This is a genomic window from Streptomyces sp. NPDC058145 (assembly GCF_042884245.1).
GTDB lineage: Bacteria > Actinomycetota > Actinomycetes > Streptomycetales > Streptomycetaceae > Streptomyces.
The window spans coordinates 381,657-393,732 of record NZ_JBHVUH010000009.1 but is presented as its reverse complement, the minus strand read 5'-3'; the positions used below and the strand labels follow the sequence as shown (position 1 = coordinate 393,732).

15 protein-coding genes are annotated in these 12,076 nt (G+C 71.1%); 8 read left to right on the top strand and 7 right to left on the bottom strand.

Annotated features, from left to right (window positions below; all coding sequences use genetic code 11):
* A partial coding sequence (locus ACFVVO_RS22780) for a hypothetical protein (protein WP_390057401.1) occupies positions 1-183 on the top strand: 183 nt, incomplete at its 5' end.
* A gap of 179 nt (positions 184-362) precedes the next feature.
* Here ACFVVO_RS22780 and ACFVVO_RS22775 read toward each other — a convergent pair.
* Positions 363-1,013, bottom strand: coding sequence for a DNA-3-methyladenine glycosylase (locus ACFVVO_RS22775; RefSeq protein ID WP_390057400.1), 651 nt, complete (start codon positions 1,011-1,013; stop codon positions 363-365).
* 100 nt (positions 1,014-1,113) lie between these two features.
* On the opposite strand from ACFVVO_RS22775, the gene ACFVVO_RS22770 reads away from it, so the two are divergent.
* The 3 genes from ACFVVO_RS22770 to ACFVVO_RS22760 all read left to right on the top strand — a co-directional run bounded on the left by ACFVVO_RS22770 (position 1,114) and on the right by ACFVVO_RS22760 (position 3,154).
* Positions 1,114-1,896: a sporulation protein gene (locus ACFVVO_RS22770; RefSeq protein ID WP_390057399.1), complete on the top strand. Its 783-nt coding sequence runs from the start codon at positions 1,114-1,116 to the stop codon at positions 1,894-1,896.
* Between the two features lie 44 nt (positions 1,897-1,940).
* Positions 1,941-2,513: a YbhB/YbcL family Raf kinase inhibitor-like protein gene (locus tag ACFVVO_RS22765; RefSeq protein WP_390057398.1), complete on the top strand. Its 573-nt coding sequence runs from the start codon at positions 1,941-1,943 to the stop codon at positions 2,511-2,513.
* 134 nt (positions 2,514-2,647) lie between these two features.
* Entirely contained in the window at positions 2,648-3,154 is a 507-nt protein-coding gene (locus ACFVVO_RS22760) for an HNH endonuclease (RefSeq protein ID WP_390057397.1), read from the top strand.
* A 142-nt stretch (positions 3,155-3,296) separates the two neighbouring features.
* On the opposite strand, the gene ACFVVO_RS22755 is transcribed toward ACFVVO_RS22760, so the two are convergent.
* The 3 genes from ACFVVO_RS22755 to ACFVVO_RS22745 form a co-directional block, all read right to left on the bottom strand.
* Positions 3,297-4,265 (bottom strand): SPFH domain-containing protein, encoded by a 969-nt coding sequence (locus ACFVVO_RS22755; RefSeq protein WP_390057396.1) that lies wholly within the window; start codon positions 4,263-4,265, stop codon positions 3,297-3,299.
* Between the two features lie 111 nt (positions 4,266-4,376).
* Positions 4,377-4,808, bottom strand: a complete 432-nt coding sequence (locus tag ACFVVO_RS22750; RefSeq protein ID WP_390057395.1) for an NfeD family protein — start codon at positions 4,806-4,808, stop codon at positions 4,377-4,379.
* A 61-nt stretch (positions 4,809-4,869) separates the two neighbouring features.
* Entirely contained in the window at positions 4,870-5,661 is a 792-nt protein-coding gene (locus tag ACFVVO_RS22745; protein ID WP_390057394.1) for an ABC transporter ATP-binding protein, read from the bottom strand.
* A 151-nt stretch (positions 5,662-5,812) separates the two neighbouring features.
* Here ACFVVO_RS22745 and ACFVVO_RS22740 point away from each other — a divergent pair, with 151 nt between their 5' ends.
* Positions 5,813-6,601, top strand: coding sequence for a hypothetical protein (locus ACFVVO_RS22740; protein ID WP_390057393.1), 789 nt, complete (start codon positions 5,813-5,815; stop codon positions 6,599-6,601).
* Between the two features lie 93 nt (positions 6,602-6,694).
* Here ACFVVO_RS22740 and ACFVVO_RS22735 read toward each other — a convergent pair whose 3' ends face one another.
* The 3 genes from ACFVVO_RS22735 to ACFVVO_RS22725 all read right to left on the bottom strand — a co-directional run bounded on the left by ACFVVO_RS22735 (position 6,695) and on the right by ACFVVO_RS22725 (position 8,888).
* On the bottom strand, positions 6,695-6,940 hold the full coding sequence (locus ACFVVO_RS22735; RefSeq protein ID WP_390057392.1) for a chaplin: 246 nt from the start codon (positions 6,938-6,940) through the stop codon (positions 6,695-6,697).
* 168 nt (positions 6,941-7,108) lie between these two features.
* Positions 7,109-7,750 carry a response regulator gene (locus ACFVVO_RS22730; protein ID WP_390057391.1) on the bottom strand — a complete coding sequence of 214 codons (642 nt, stop codon included), beginning with the start codon at positions 7,748-7,750 and terminating at the stop codon, positions 7,109-7,111.
* A complete protein-coding gene (locus ACFVVO_RS22725; RefSeq protein WP_390057390.1) occupies positions 7,743-8,888 on the bottom strand; it encodes a GAF domain-containing sensor histidine kinase in 1,146 nt (381 codons plus the stop codon). Before ACFVVO_RS22725 ends, ACFVVO_RS22730 begins: the two co-directional genes overlap by 8 nt.
* A gap of 243 nt (positions 8,889-9,131) precedes the next feature.
* On the opposite strand from ACFVVO_RS22725, the gene ACFVVO_RS22720 reads away from it, so the two are divergent.
* The 3 genes from ACFVVO_RS22720 to ACFVVO_RS22710 all read left to right on the top strand — a co-directional run bounded on the left by ACFVVO_RS22720 (position 9,132) and on the right by ACFVVO_RS22710 (position 12,002).
* Complete coding sequence (locus ACFVVO_RS22720; protein ID WP_390057389.1) at positions 9,132-9,827, top strand: SDR family NAD(P)-dependent oxidoreductase; 696 nt, start codon at positions 9,132-9,134, stop codon at positions 9,825-9,827.
* A complete protein-coding gene (locus ACFVVO_RS22715) occupies positions 9,824-10,930 on the top strand; it encodes an S-adenosylmethionine:tRNA ribosyltransferase-isomerase (RefSeq protein ID WP_390057388.1) in 1,107 nt (368 codons plus the stop codon). The genes ACFVVO_RS22720 and ACFVVO_RS22715 overlap by 4 nt, the downstream gene beginning before the upstream one ends.
* Positions 10,931-11,258: 328 nt before the next feature.
* A complete protein-coding gene (locus tag ACFVVO_RS22710; RefSeq protein ID WP_390057387.1) occupies positions 11,259-12,002 on the top strand; it encodes a transglycosylase SLT domain-containing protein in 744 nt (247 codons plus the stop codon).
* The last annotated feature ends 74 nt before the right edge of the window (positions 12,003-12,076 follow it).

Here is a 12,076-nt window from a genome sequence, read left to right as displayed (position 1 = left end):
CGACTCTATCAGATCTTTTCTCGACCCGATTTCCTCGGTGCTTTCCAGGTTCCCGCTCTCGCGTTTCCCTTTCCGGCGGTTCCGACTTTATCAGATGCTTTCGGCATCCGATTCCCTGTCGGCGGGATTCGCCGGCCGACCTTGGGCTTTCGCCTGTCGGCCTTTCGACATTCACTACGCTAGCCGATTCTCCCGGCGACTCATAATCGAGTCCGGCGAGTTCGAATTCGGACGCGCGGGCGCGCCGGAATCGACCCCGCTCAGGGGTTGTGGCTAGGCAGTGGGTTGGCCGCTCCGGCTGCAGGCGATCGCCGTACCCGGTTCAGCGGCTCGGGCCACATTACGCACCTTCCACGGCGGAGTCAACTTCGGCGGCGCCTTGGGACGTGGGCCCGATAAGGGCTCACGGTCGGGTCGTTGGCCACCCAGAAGCGCCAGGGGTGGACGTCGCCGTTGCCGCCCTCGCCGGCGACCCCGGTGCGTGGACCGCTTCGTACCTGGTCGGAGGCGATCGGAGTGCCGGTCAGCATCCTCAGCGGCGTCTCGCCGGCGGCACACGCGTCCGTGCCGTCGAGGGCGCGGTCCACCCCCAGGGCCGTGGCGAGGCGGGCCGGGCCCTTGGCCAGTTCCTTGTCGTTCCGGGCCGAAACCCGGCGTTCGCGCGCCAGCTCGGCGCCCTCGACGACCTCGCCGGCCCGGAGCAGCACGGCGCTCGCCGTGCCCTCGGGTCCGCAGACGAGGTTCATGCAGTGCCACATGCCGTAGGTGAAGTAGACGTACACATGTCCGGGCTCCCCGAACATGACGTCGTTGCGGGCGGTGCGGCCCCGGTAAGCGTGCGAGCCGGGATCGTTCGGGCCGTCGTACGCCTCGACCTCGGTGAGGCGTACCGCGATGGGGCCGTCGGGGGTCGCGCGGACCAGGATGCGGCCGAGCAGATCGGGTGCGACCTGGAGTACGGGGCGGTCGAAGAAGTCTCGGGGCAGTGGCATACGGTCCGGGGGCGCGATCATGCCCTCCGAGGGTAGCCCAGACGGGTAGCCGCCCGGCCGGAACCGCGGGTGGCCCGATCGCGTTTGTACCGGGCGAGGGTCCTTTCGTAAGGGGAGAGTCATGGCGTTCAAGAAGCTGCTCGCGAGCCTCGGGGCCGGTGGGGCCTCGGTCGAGACGGTGCTCACCGAGGTCAACGTCGTACCGGGCGGTGTCGTCCAGGGCGAGGTGCGGATCCAGGGCGGGTCCGTGAACCAGGACATCGAGGGTCTGTCCGTGGGGCTGCAGGCCAAGGTCGAGGTGGAGAGCGGCGACCAGGAGTACAAGCAGGACATCGAGTTCACCAAGGTGCGGCTCGGTGGTGCCTTCGAGCTGCAGGCGGGCGCGGTGCACGCGGTGCCGTTCGGGCTCGAGATCCCCTGGGAGACGCCGATCACGATGATCGACGGGCAGGGGCTGCGCGGCATGAACATCGGTGTGACCACCGAGCTGCAGATCGCCCGCGCGGTGGACTCCGGCGACCTCGACCCCGTCAACGTGCACCCGATGCCGGCGCAGAAGGCGATCCTGGACGCCTTCATCCAGCTCGGCTTCCGCTTCAAGAGCGCGGACATGGAGCGCGGTCACATCCGGGGTACGCGGCAGCGGCTGCCGTTCTACCAGGAGATCGAGTTCTTCCCGCCGTCGCAGTACCGCGGGCTGAACCAGGTCGAGCTGAGCTTCGTGGCCGACGAGCACGCCATGGACGTCGTCCTGGAGATGGACAAGAAGCCGGGTCTGTTCAGCGAGGGCTCGGACACCTTCCGCTCCTTCCAGGTGGGTCTGAACGACTACCACGGGACCGACTGGGCGGCCTACCTCAACCAGTGGCTGTCCGAGGTCGGCTCCAAGCGGAACTGGTTCTAGGCTCGGAACTGCTGATTCCAGTAATCGATTCAGGAGGTACCGAGGTGACCGAGCTCAAGCGGCGGCCGCTCCCCCACGACTTCCATCCGCCCGTCCCGTCGTTCACGGTGACGAGTGAGGACGTCGAGGAGGGTGCGACGCTGGGGAGCGCCCAGGTCCACGCGGAGGGGAACACCTCGCCGCAGCTGCGCTGGGAGGGCTTCCCCGCTGAGACCAAGAGCTTCGCCGTGACCTGCTACGACCCCGACGCGCCGACCGGCAGCGGGTTCTGGCACTGGGTCCTGTTCGACATCCCGGCCTCCGTGACGGAGCTGCCGGCCGGTGCGGGCAGTGGCAAGTTCGAGGGTCTGCCCGAGGGTGCCGTGCACGTCCGCAACGACTACGGGACCAAGGACTTCGGTGGTGCCGCTCCGCCGCCGGGCGACGGCCCGCACCGGTACGTCTTCACGGTGTACGCGGTGGACCAGGAGAAGCTCGGCCCGGACTCGGACGTCTCTCCGGCGGTCGTCGGTTTCAATCTGCGGTTCCACGCCATCGCGCGTGCCCAGCTCATCGGTGAGTACGAGACGCCCGCCGAGGGCTGGCGTACCGCGCCGATTCAGCCAAGCGTTCATTGAACGTTTGCCCGCCTCTGGTCTTGGAAGTGATCAGAGGCGGGCATTTTTTATTGCGTTGTCCATCTCGGCGCGCCCGTACAGAGTTGATCCGAGCCCGCCGGGGGGTGGGCAGGTGCGCACGGGAGGTGGGCTGGATGCGTGACACGCTGGTTCTGAACGCGAGCTTCGAGCCGCTGTCGACGGTGACTCTGAACCGGGCCGTTGTTCTGGTGCTGCAGGACAAGGCCGTCGTCGAGCAGGCCCATCCCGTACTGCGTATGCGCGGTGCCGATGTCGACATACCCGCGCCCCGGGTGATCAGGCTCTGCAGATACGTACGGGTGCCGTTCCGAAGACAAGCGCCCTGGTCGAGGCGCGGGGTGCTGGTCCGGGACCGGCACCGGTGCGCCTACTGCGGGCGCAGGGCGACGACCGTGGACCATGTGCTGCCGCGGGCGCAGGGCGGGCAGGACACCTGGCTGAACACGGTGGCCGCGTGCGCGGAGGACAATCACCGCAAGGCGAACCGGACTCCGGAGGAGGCCGGTATGGCCTTGCTGCGGGAGCCGTTCGAGCCGACACCGGCCGATGCGATGCTCCTGGCCCTCGGGCAGGAGGACATGGCCGCGCTCCCCGAGTGGCTCGCCCGGGAAGCGGCCTAGTGCTGTGGCCGGAAAGGTTGGCCGGTGCACCTTTCCGGTCGCAGCACCAGTCACCGGAGCCTGCGCGGCCCGGCCGCGAAACGACGAAACGAAGCGACCCCGCGCCCGTTGACGGGACGCGGGGTCGCTTCGTTGTGCGGTGTCAGTCGATCGACGGCTTCTCGCGGCGTTCCGTGTGGGGGCCGTTGTTCTGGGGCGGGACGGAGTTGCCGCCGTTGCCCGGCTGTCCGCCGCCCAGGGAGCCGAAGTTGCCCATCGCGCCGGACAGGCCCTTCAGGGCGTCGCCGATCTCGCTGGGGACGATCCAGAGCTTGTTGGCGTCGCCTTCGGCGATCTTCGGGAGCATCTGGAGGTACTGGTAGGAGAGGAGCTTCTGGTCGGGGTCGCCGGCGTGGATGGCCTCGAAGACCGTACGCACGGCCTGGGCCTCGCCCTCGGCGCGGAGCGCTGCGGCCTTGGCCTCACCCTCGGCGCGCAGGATCTGGGACTGCTTCTCGCCCTCGGCGGTCAGGATGGCCGCCTGGCGCGTACCTTCGGCCGTGAGGATCGCGGCGCGCTTGTCACGGTCCGCGCGCATCTGCTTCTCCATCGAGTCCTGGATGGAGGTGGGCGGTTCGATGGCCTTCAGTTCCACGCGGTTGACGCGGATGCCCCACTTGCCGGTGGCCTCGTCGAGGACGCCGCGCAGGGCCGCGTTGATTTCCTCGCGGGAGGTCAGCGTGCGTTCGAGGTCCATGCCGCCGATGATGTTGCGCAGGGTGGTGACGGTGAGCTGCTCGATGGCCTGGATGTAGCTGGCGACCTCGTAGGTGGCGGCCCGGGCGTCGGTCACCTGGTAATAGATGACGGTGTCGATGTTGACGACCAGGTTGTCCTGGGTGATCACCGGCTGGGGCGGGAACGGGACGACCTGTTCGCGCAGGTCGATGCGGTTGCGGATGGTGTCGATGAACGGGACCACGATGTTCAGGCCCGCGTTCAGGGTCCGGGTGTAGCGGCCGAAGCGCTCGACGATGGCGGCGCTGGCCTGTGGAATGACCTGGATGGTCTTGATCAGGGCGATGAAGACCAACACCACCAGAATGATCAGGACGATGATGACCGGTTCCATCGTGTTCCCCGTACCCCTCTCCGCCTCGGCACCTTCAACGGTTCCAATCGCCGTTGAGGATCTTGCTGGTCGAGTCTGACAGACCGTCGCCCAACTCGTGGGCAGGACGGCTCAGATGACGATCGCGGTGGCCCCTTCGATGTCCACGACGTCCACCTCCTGGCCCACGTCGTAGGCGCGGCCGGTGTCGAGCGAGCGGGCCGACCAGATCTCCCCGGCGAGTTTGATACGGCCGCCGGAGCCGTCGACGCGTTCCAGGACGACGGCCTGTTTTCCCTTCAGGGCGTCGACACCGGTGGCCAGTTGGGGCCGCTGTCTGCCGTGCCGGGCCGCGATGGGGCGGACCACGGCGATAAGGGCGACCGAGACGACGACGAAGGCGAGGACCTGGATCACCACGCCGAAGCCGAGCCCGGCGACGACCGCGGCCGCGACCGCTCCGACCGCGAACATGCCGAACTCCGGCATCGCGGTGACCACGAGGGGGATTCCGAGAGCCGCCGCGCCGACGAGCCACCACACCCATGCGTCGATGTCGTTCACATGGTCATGGTAGGACCGCGATCCGGCGGCGGACAGGGCGCGAACGGGGGTGCGACGGGCGTCAGGACAGGGGCAGGCCCTGAGCGGTCCAGCGGTCACCGACCTGGTCGACGACGAGCGGGAGGCCGAAGCAGAGGGAGAGGTTGCGGGAGGTGAGTTCGAGTTCGATCGGGCCGGCGGCGAGGACCTTGCCCTGGCGGATCATGAGGACGTGGGTGAAGCCGGGGGCGATCTCCTCGACGTGGTGGGTGACCATGATCATCGAGGGGGCGATGGGATCGCGGGCGAGCCGGCCGAGGCGGCGCACCAGGTCCTCGCGGCCGCCGAGGTCGAGACCGGCGGCGGGCTCGTCGAGCAGCAGCAGCTCGGGGTCGGTCATCAGGGCGCGGGCGATGAGGGTGCGCTTGCGCTCGCCCTCGGAGAGGGTGCCGAAGCGGCGGTCGAGGAAGTCGCTCATGCCGAGGCGGTCGAGGAAGGCGCGGGCGCGCTGCTCGTCGACCTCGTCGTACTCCTCCTGCCAGCCGGCGGTCATGCCGTAGGCGGCGGTGAGCACGGTCTGGAGCACGGTCTGGCGCTTGGGGAGCTTCTCGGCCATGGCGATACCGGCGACGCCGATGCGGGGACGCAGATCGAAGACGTCGACCTTGCCGAGGGTGTCGCCGAGGATGGTGGCGGTGCCCTTGCTCGGGAAGAGGTAGCTGGAGGCGACGTTCAGGAGGGTGGTCTTGCCGGCGCCGTTGGGACCGAGGATGACCCAGCGCTCGCCCTCCTTCACCGACCAGGAGACCTGGTCCACCAGAGCCCGGCCCTCGCGGACCACGGATACGTCCTGAAGCTCCAGAACATCGCTCATGAGCGCGTTGTCTCCCCTTGCAGTGTGGCCGGTCTCGGCTGGTCGCGTGCGCCTGTGGCTCGGTCCGCCACGCCGGTGGGCGCAGCCCCTATGAAATCTACGCCACGAGTGCCCCGCACCATTCCATCGGTCCGGTCCTTAGGGTGGGGGCATGTTCTCGGAACCGCGTTCAGGACGCCTCGCCGCTTGGGGAAACGCCCTTCTGGCCGGACTTGTCTCTCCGGATGACGCCGCGCTCGCCATCGTGGGCGAGGACGCCGTGCACCGGGTGCAGGGGCTGCCGGGTGATCCGGGGCCGGCCGGGCTCACGCTCGCGCTGGGGCGGCTGCGGGCGCTGGGGGTGCTCGGCCTGCGGGTGGCGCTGCCCGCGCCCGGCCATCCGCTGGGGCTGAGCGGGCCGCCGGACTTCAACGCGCGGGCGCTGGAGGCCGAGGAGGCGGTGCTCTGCTTCGGGGCGGCGGTCGGACTGGTTCCGGAGGTCTACGCGGCCGGGCCGGACGGTGATGTGCATGTCGAGGTGGTCTGGCACGTGCTGCCGGTGCGTGAGGCGCCGCCCGCCGATGTGCCCTCGCTCGGTGAGGCCGAGCGGGAGCTGGCCGAGGCGCTGCGGGACGCGACCGAGGTGCTGTCGAAGCTGGACGTCGCCGGGTCGGGGCCGGTGGCGGAGGCGGCGATCGACGCGTACCGGGCGCGCGCCGAGCGGGGGCGCGAGGTGCTGGCGCCGGGGTATCCGCCGCGTGCGGTGCGGGTGCTCGAGCTGGCTCAGCGGGTGGGTCTGCTGGTGTCCCTGGCGTACGACAAGGGTCACGGCGGTGCGGTGAGCGCTTCGGAGATGGCGGCGCGCGGCGCGGCGCTGCGGCCGGTGGAGCGGACCGCCCGGCGGGCCCAGGTGGCGGCGTACAACTCCATGGTGGAGGAACGGGAGCGAGGGGTCCGCTGAGCCCGCGGGTGCCATGAGGCGCAGGTCGTGGTGGGCCGGCAGGCCTTCCGGGGGGAGGATCCCGGAAGGCCCGTGGTCAGCGCCGGCGGGACCTCAGTGGTTGATGCCGAGGTTGCCGAAGGCCGGGTTCAGCAGGCCGATGACGTTGACGCTGTTGCCGACCGCGTTCACCGGGACGTGCACCGGGGCCTGGACGACGTTGCCCGAGACGACACCCGGAGAGCCCTGGGCCACACCGCCGGCACAGGCACCGCCCGTGGCGGAGGCCATGCCCGCGCCCGCGGCCACCAGTCCCCCGGCCACCATCGCCACGGCCGCTGCCTTCTTCAGGTTCTTCACTTTCCAACCCCTCCTGGGTGTCCACCGCGACGATCGCCGCGGCACGCACTGGAGAACGGTGGAGGCCGCCGGAGGGTACGGCCATCCGGGTGACATTCCCACGACGGTATGAATCTCAGCCCGGAACGGAACCTTCCGCGTCGCCGCTGGTGAGCGGTCCGGGACGGTTCAGCCGGCCGCGCCATGGCGTACGGCCCACAGGGCGGCCTGGGTGCGGTCGGCCAGGTCGAGCTTCATGAGGATGTTGGACACGTGCGTCTTGACGGTCTTCTCGGAGAGCACCAGGGCGCGGGCGATCTCCCGGTTGGAGCGGCCGTCGGCTATCAGGCCGAGCACCTCCCGCTCCCGGTCGGTGAGTGAACCCGCCCTGCCCTGGCCTGAGTTGACCTGGTCCTGGGAGAGCAGGGCATCGGCGACCTCGGGCTGGAGCAGGACGTGGCCGGCGTGCACGGACCGGATGGCGCCGGCGAGCGCGTCGGGGTCAACGTCCTTGTAGACGTACCCGGCGGCGCCCGCGCGCAGGGCCGGTACCACCGTGCGCTGTTCGGTGAAGCTGGTGACGATCAGCACGCGCGCGGGGTTGTCGAGTTCGCGGAGTCGGCGCAGGGCGTCGATGCCGTCCACGCCCGGCATCTTGACGTCCATGAGGACGACGTCGGGCCGCAGTTCCTCGGCGCGGGCGACACCCTCGGCGCCGTCCGCGGCCTCGCCGACGACCTCGATGTCGTCCTGCACCTCCAGGAAGGTGCGCAGGCCCCGGCGGACGACCTGGTGGTCGTCGACGAGCAGCACTCTGATCGGGTCAGCCACCGGGTACCTCCATCTCGATCGTGGTGCCCCTGCCGGGCTCCGCGTGCACGGTGAGGGTGCCGCCGACCCCGCCGGTCCGGTCCCGCATCGAGACCAGTCCCAGATGGCGTCCGGCCCGGCGCACCGCCTTGGGGTCGAAGCCGCCGCCGTCGTCGGCGACGCGCAGGACGGCTCCACCGCCGCGCCGGTCCACGGTCACCCGGACGTGCTCGGCGCCGGAGTGGCGCAGGGCGTTGTGCAGGGCTTCCTGGGCGACCCGCAGCACCGCCTCCTCCTGGGCCGCGGGCAGGGCGCGGAAGCCGTTGGTCGCGAAGCTCACGCGCGCGGTGTGGGCGCGGTCGAGGACCTGTGTGTGGGTGCGCAGGGTGGCGATCAGGCCGTCCTCGTCCAGCGCGGCCGGTCGCAACTCCACTACGGCGGCGCGCAGTTCGTCGGCCGCCTCGGCGGCGAGGGCGGCCACCTGGTGCAACTCGCCCTTGGCACGGGCGGGATCGCGGTCGACCAGCGCGGTCGCCGCCTGGGCGGTCAGGCGCAGGGAGAAGAGCTTCTGGCTGACCGCGTCGTGCAGTTCGTGGGCGAGCCGGGAGCGCTCCTCGGCGATGGTCAGCTCACGGCTGCGTTCGTACAGTCGGGCGTTGGTGAGGGCGATCGCGGCGTGCTGGGCGAGGATGGCGAGCAGTTCCTCGTCCTCCTCGGTGAAGCCGCAGCCGCCCTCGGGCTTGGGGCAGCGCTTGTTCGCGAGGAACAGGGCCCCGATCACCTCCTCGCCGTCCCTGACAGGCAGGCCCAGGAAGTCGGACATGTCCGGGTGGGCGGACGGCCAGCCCTCGAAGCGGGGGTCCTTGCGGACGTCGGCGAGTCGCTCGGGCCGGGCCTCGTCCAGCATGGCGGCGAGGATGCCGTGCCGGCGGGGCAGCGGGCCGATGGCCTTCCACTGGGCGTCGCTGACGCCGTCGACGACGAACTGCGCGAAGCCGCCGTGGTCGTCGGGGACGCCGAGGGCGGCGTACTGCGCGTCGAGCAGCTCACGCGCCGAGGCCACGATCGTCTTCAGGACGTCGCGCACCTCGAGGTGCCTGCTCATGGCCAGCAACGCGGAACTCACCGCGGCGAGGCCGGACCGGGGGCCTTGACTCATGTCCTCACGGTACCGGCGGGGTACGACGGCGCGGATCGGACCGGTGGCGGCGGGGCCCCCTCCTCAGGCCCTAGGGCGCAAGGGGTAGGTCCCCGGTCCCGGACGTGCGGCGTACGCCGAAGGACCCCGCCGCTCTGGTGCCCGCGTCCGAGGCGGCGCGGGGGTGGCCGTTCCTAGGTTGTGGTCACCGCCCGGCGGGGCGGCCGGGGCGCCAAGGCCCTGAGTGACGAGGGGACGGTTGTCATGCCGGTAGCGATCATCACGGGAGCCTCCAAGGGGCTGGGGCGGGCGCTCGCCGAGGGGCTGGCCGCGCGCGGCTGGGACCTGGTGCTGGACGCCCGGGGCGCTTGGCCGCTCGAGGAGGCGGCGCAGGCGGCCGCCGGGCACGGCACGCGCGTGACGGCGGTGCCCGGGGACGTCACGGACGCCGGGCACCGGGCCGCGCTGGTGGCCGCCGCGCGCCGGCTGGGCGGGGTCGACCTGGTGGTGAGCAACGCGAGTGCGCTGGGTGCCGAGCCGCTGGTGCGGCTGGCGGAGCTGCCCCCGGACGGGCTGCGGCGGGCGCTGGAGGTGAACGTCGTCGCCGCGCTGGGCCTGGTCCGGGAGGCGCTGCCACTGCTGCGGGAGTCGGCGGCGGGCACGGTGATCACGGTCAGTTCGGACGCGGCGGTGGAGGCGTACGGCACGTGGGGCGGGTACGGCGCCTCGAAGGCGGCCCTTGACCAGCTCGCGGCGGTGCTCGGCCGGGAGGAGCCGGGCCTGCGGGTGTGGGCGGTGGATCCCGGGGACATGGCGACGGACCTGTACGCGGCGGCCGTACCGGACGACGACGATCCGCGGCCCGCGCCCGCGCGCGTGGTGCCGGCGTTCCTGCGGCTGCTGGACGAACGTCCGGCGAGCGGGCGGTACACGGCGCCGGCGCTGCTGGAGGCACGATGACCATCGCGGTGAGGGTGCCGGAGGAGCTGTCGGCGCGCGTGCCGGCCGAGCAGCGCGGGCCCGGCCTGGACCGGGACGCCGTACGGCTGCTGGTGTCGCACGGCACCGAGGTGGCGCACCACGCCTTCCGGGAGCTTCCGGCGCTGCTGCGGGCCGGGGACCTGCTGGTGGTGAACACCTCGCCCACGCTGGCCGCCGCGGTGAACGGGCGGATCGGGCACACGCGCGTGGTGGTGCACTTCTCCACCCGCGGGGACGACGGCCGGTGGGCGGTGGAGCTGCGGGAACCGGACGGGTGCGGCACTACGCGCGCGCGTGCGGGCGCATCCGGGGGTGCGGGTACGGGCGGGTCCGCGGGGATGCGCGCGGGCGTGCCCACGGGTGCGGTGGTGCGGTTGCCCGGCGGGGCGCGGCTGGTGCTGGAGGAGCCGCTGGGCGGGCGGGGTGAGCGGCTGCGGTGGGCCCGGCCGGCCGGGGCGGAGGTTCTCCGGGTGCTCCGGGAGCACGGGCGGCCCATTCGCTACTCCTATACGGAGCGGGACCAGCCGCTGTCGGTGTACCAGACGGTGTTCGCGCTGCCCGCGCCGGACGGGGCGGGCAGCGCGGAGATGCCGAGCGCGGCGCGGCCCTTCACCGAGCGCCTGGTGGTGGCGCTGGTGAGCCGGGGGGTGCAGTTCGCGCCGGTGACGCTGCACACGGGGGTGGCCTCGGCGGAGGCGCACGAGCCGCCGTATCCGGAGCGGTACCGCGTCCCGGAGGCGTCGGCGCGGCTGATCAACGCCGCCAGGGCCGGTGGCGGGCGGGTCGTCGCGGTGGGGACGACGGCCGTGCGGGCGGTGGAGTCGGCGGCCGGCCCGGACGGGGTGGTGCGGGCGGCCGAGGGCTGGACCGATCTGGTGGTGACGCCCGAGCGCGGGGTGAGCGCTGTGGACGGGTTGCTGACCGGGCTGCACGAGCCGGAGGCCTCGCATCTGCTGATGCTGGAGGCGGTCGCCGGCCGGGCCGCGGTGGGCCGCGCCTACGAGGAGGCGGTGCGCGGGCGCTACCTGTGGCACGAGTTCGGGGACGTGCACCTCCTCCTGCCCCCGGAAAGCACTCACTGAGAGCGTTGCGGCGGCAACTCGCGGTGAGACCTGTGCGCCGCCGGTGTGAGCCCGCGCATAGGGCCCACGTCACGTACGAAGGGGCATAGGAGATAAACCACCCATAGGTGAACGGGACAGACGGCCCAGTCTGTCCCGTTTTGCCCTTCCCTGATCCACTATGCGGCTTCGTACGTCACACCTTTGCCTGGGCATTTTGCGCCAGCTAAGAATTGCATCCGTCGCTCGGCGTCGCGGTTTCCCGCCGCGGCCCTCGTGCGGGAGGAACCGATTCCCCCGGCGGACGCAGGAGAGCGACCTCCGCGCTATCGAAGAGGTCCATCGAGCTATGCCCAAGAACATCCTCAACCGTGCTTATAGTCGTACGCTGACCAAGCAGCACAAGATCGCCATCGCCGGTGTCGGCGCCCTCGGTGCCGCCGCCCTGGCCTTCACGGCCGTCCCCGGCAACGCCCAGACCGTCACCACCGACGCCGCGGCCACGCAGCAGGTGCACTACGCCGACACGCCGGTCAAGGACGTCAAGGGCTCGCTCACCGACCGGCTCGCCGGTCAGACCGCCAAGCTCGACGCCGTCGCCAAGCAGCAGGCCGAGGCGAAGAAGCAGGCCGTCGCCAAGCAGCAGGCCGAGGCGAAGAAGAAGGCCGCCGCCCAGGCCGCCGCCAAGAAGGCCGCGCAGGAGCGCACCGACAAGGCCGCGAGCCGTTCCGCACAGCGCCCCGCGATGCAGATGGTCGCCGCCAAGACCTACTCGAACAACCTGGACGGCTGGATCCGCCAGTCCCTGGACATCATGAAGTCCAAGGGCATCCCGGGCAGCTACCACGGCCTGCACAAGAACATCATCCGGGAGTCCTCCGGCAACCCGACGGCCATCAACGACTGGGACGTCAACGCCATCAACGGCATCCCGTCGAAGGGCCTGCTGCAGGTCATCCCGCCGACCTTCAAGGCGTACCACGTGGCCGGCACCTCGTGGAACATCTACGACCCGGTCGCCAACATCACCGCCGCCGCCAACTACGCGGCCGACAAGTACGGCACGATCGACAACGTGAACAGCGCGTACTGAGGCCGGCGCGGACCTCTGAGACTACGCGGAAGGGCGGCACCCCTGGTGGGGTGCCGCCCTTCGCGTCGTCCGGC

What these genes read in the sequence shown, in the direction of transcription:
- ACFVVO_RS22715 (WP_390057388.1), top strand. Translation starts at nt 9,824, where the DNA reads ATGACCATCGCGGTGAGGGTGCCGGAGGAGCTGTCGGCGCGCGTGCCG.
- ACFVVO_RS22755 (WP_390057396.1), bottom strand. Translation starts at nt 4,265, where the DNA reads ATGGAACCGGTCATCATCGTCCTGATCATTCTGGTGGTGTTGGTCTTC.
- ACFVVO_RS22710 (WP_390057387.1), top strand. Translation starts at nt 11,259, where the DNA reads ATGCCCAAGAACATCCTCAACCGTGCTTATAGTCGTACGCTGACCAAG.
- ACFVVO_RS22725 (WP_390057390.1), bottom strand. Translation starts at nt 8,888, where the DNA reads ATGAGTCAAGGCCCCCGGTCCGGCCTCGCCGCGGTGAGTTCCGCGTTG.
- ACFVVO_RS22720 (WP_390057389.1), top strand. Translation starts at nt 9,132, where the DNA reads ATGCCGGTAGCGATCATCACGGGAGCCTCCAAGGGGCTGGGGCGGGCG.
- ACFVVO_RS22760 (WP_390057397.1), top strand. Translation starts at nt 2,648, where the DNA reads ATGCGTGACACGCTGGTTCTGAACGCGAGCTTCGAGCCGCTGTCGACG.
- ACFVVO_RS22745 (WP_390057394.1), bottom strand. Translation starts at nt 5,661, where the DNA reads ATGAGCGATGTTCTGGAGCTTCAGGACGTATCCGTGGTCCGCGAGGGC.
- ACFVVO_RS22775 (WP_390057400.1), bottom strand. Translation starts at nt 1,013, where the DNA reads ATGATCGCGCCCCCGGACCGTATGCCACTGCCCCGAGACTTCTTCGAC.
- ACFVVO_RS22770 (WP_390057399.1), top strand. Translation starts at nt 1,114, where the DNA reads ATGGCGTTCAAGAAGCTGCTCGCGAGCCTCGGGGCCGGTGGGGCCTCG.
- ACFVVO_RS22740 (WP_390057393.1), top strand. Translation starts at nt 5,813, where the DNA reads ATGTTCTCGGAACCGCGTTCAGGACGCCTCGCCGCTTGGGGAAACGCC.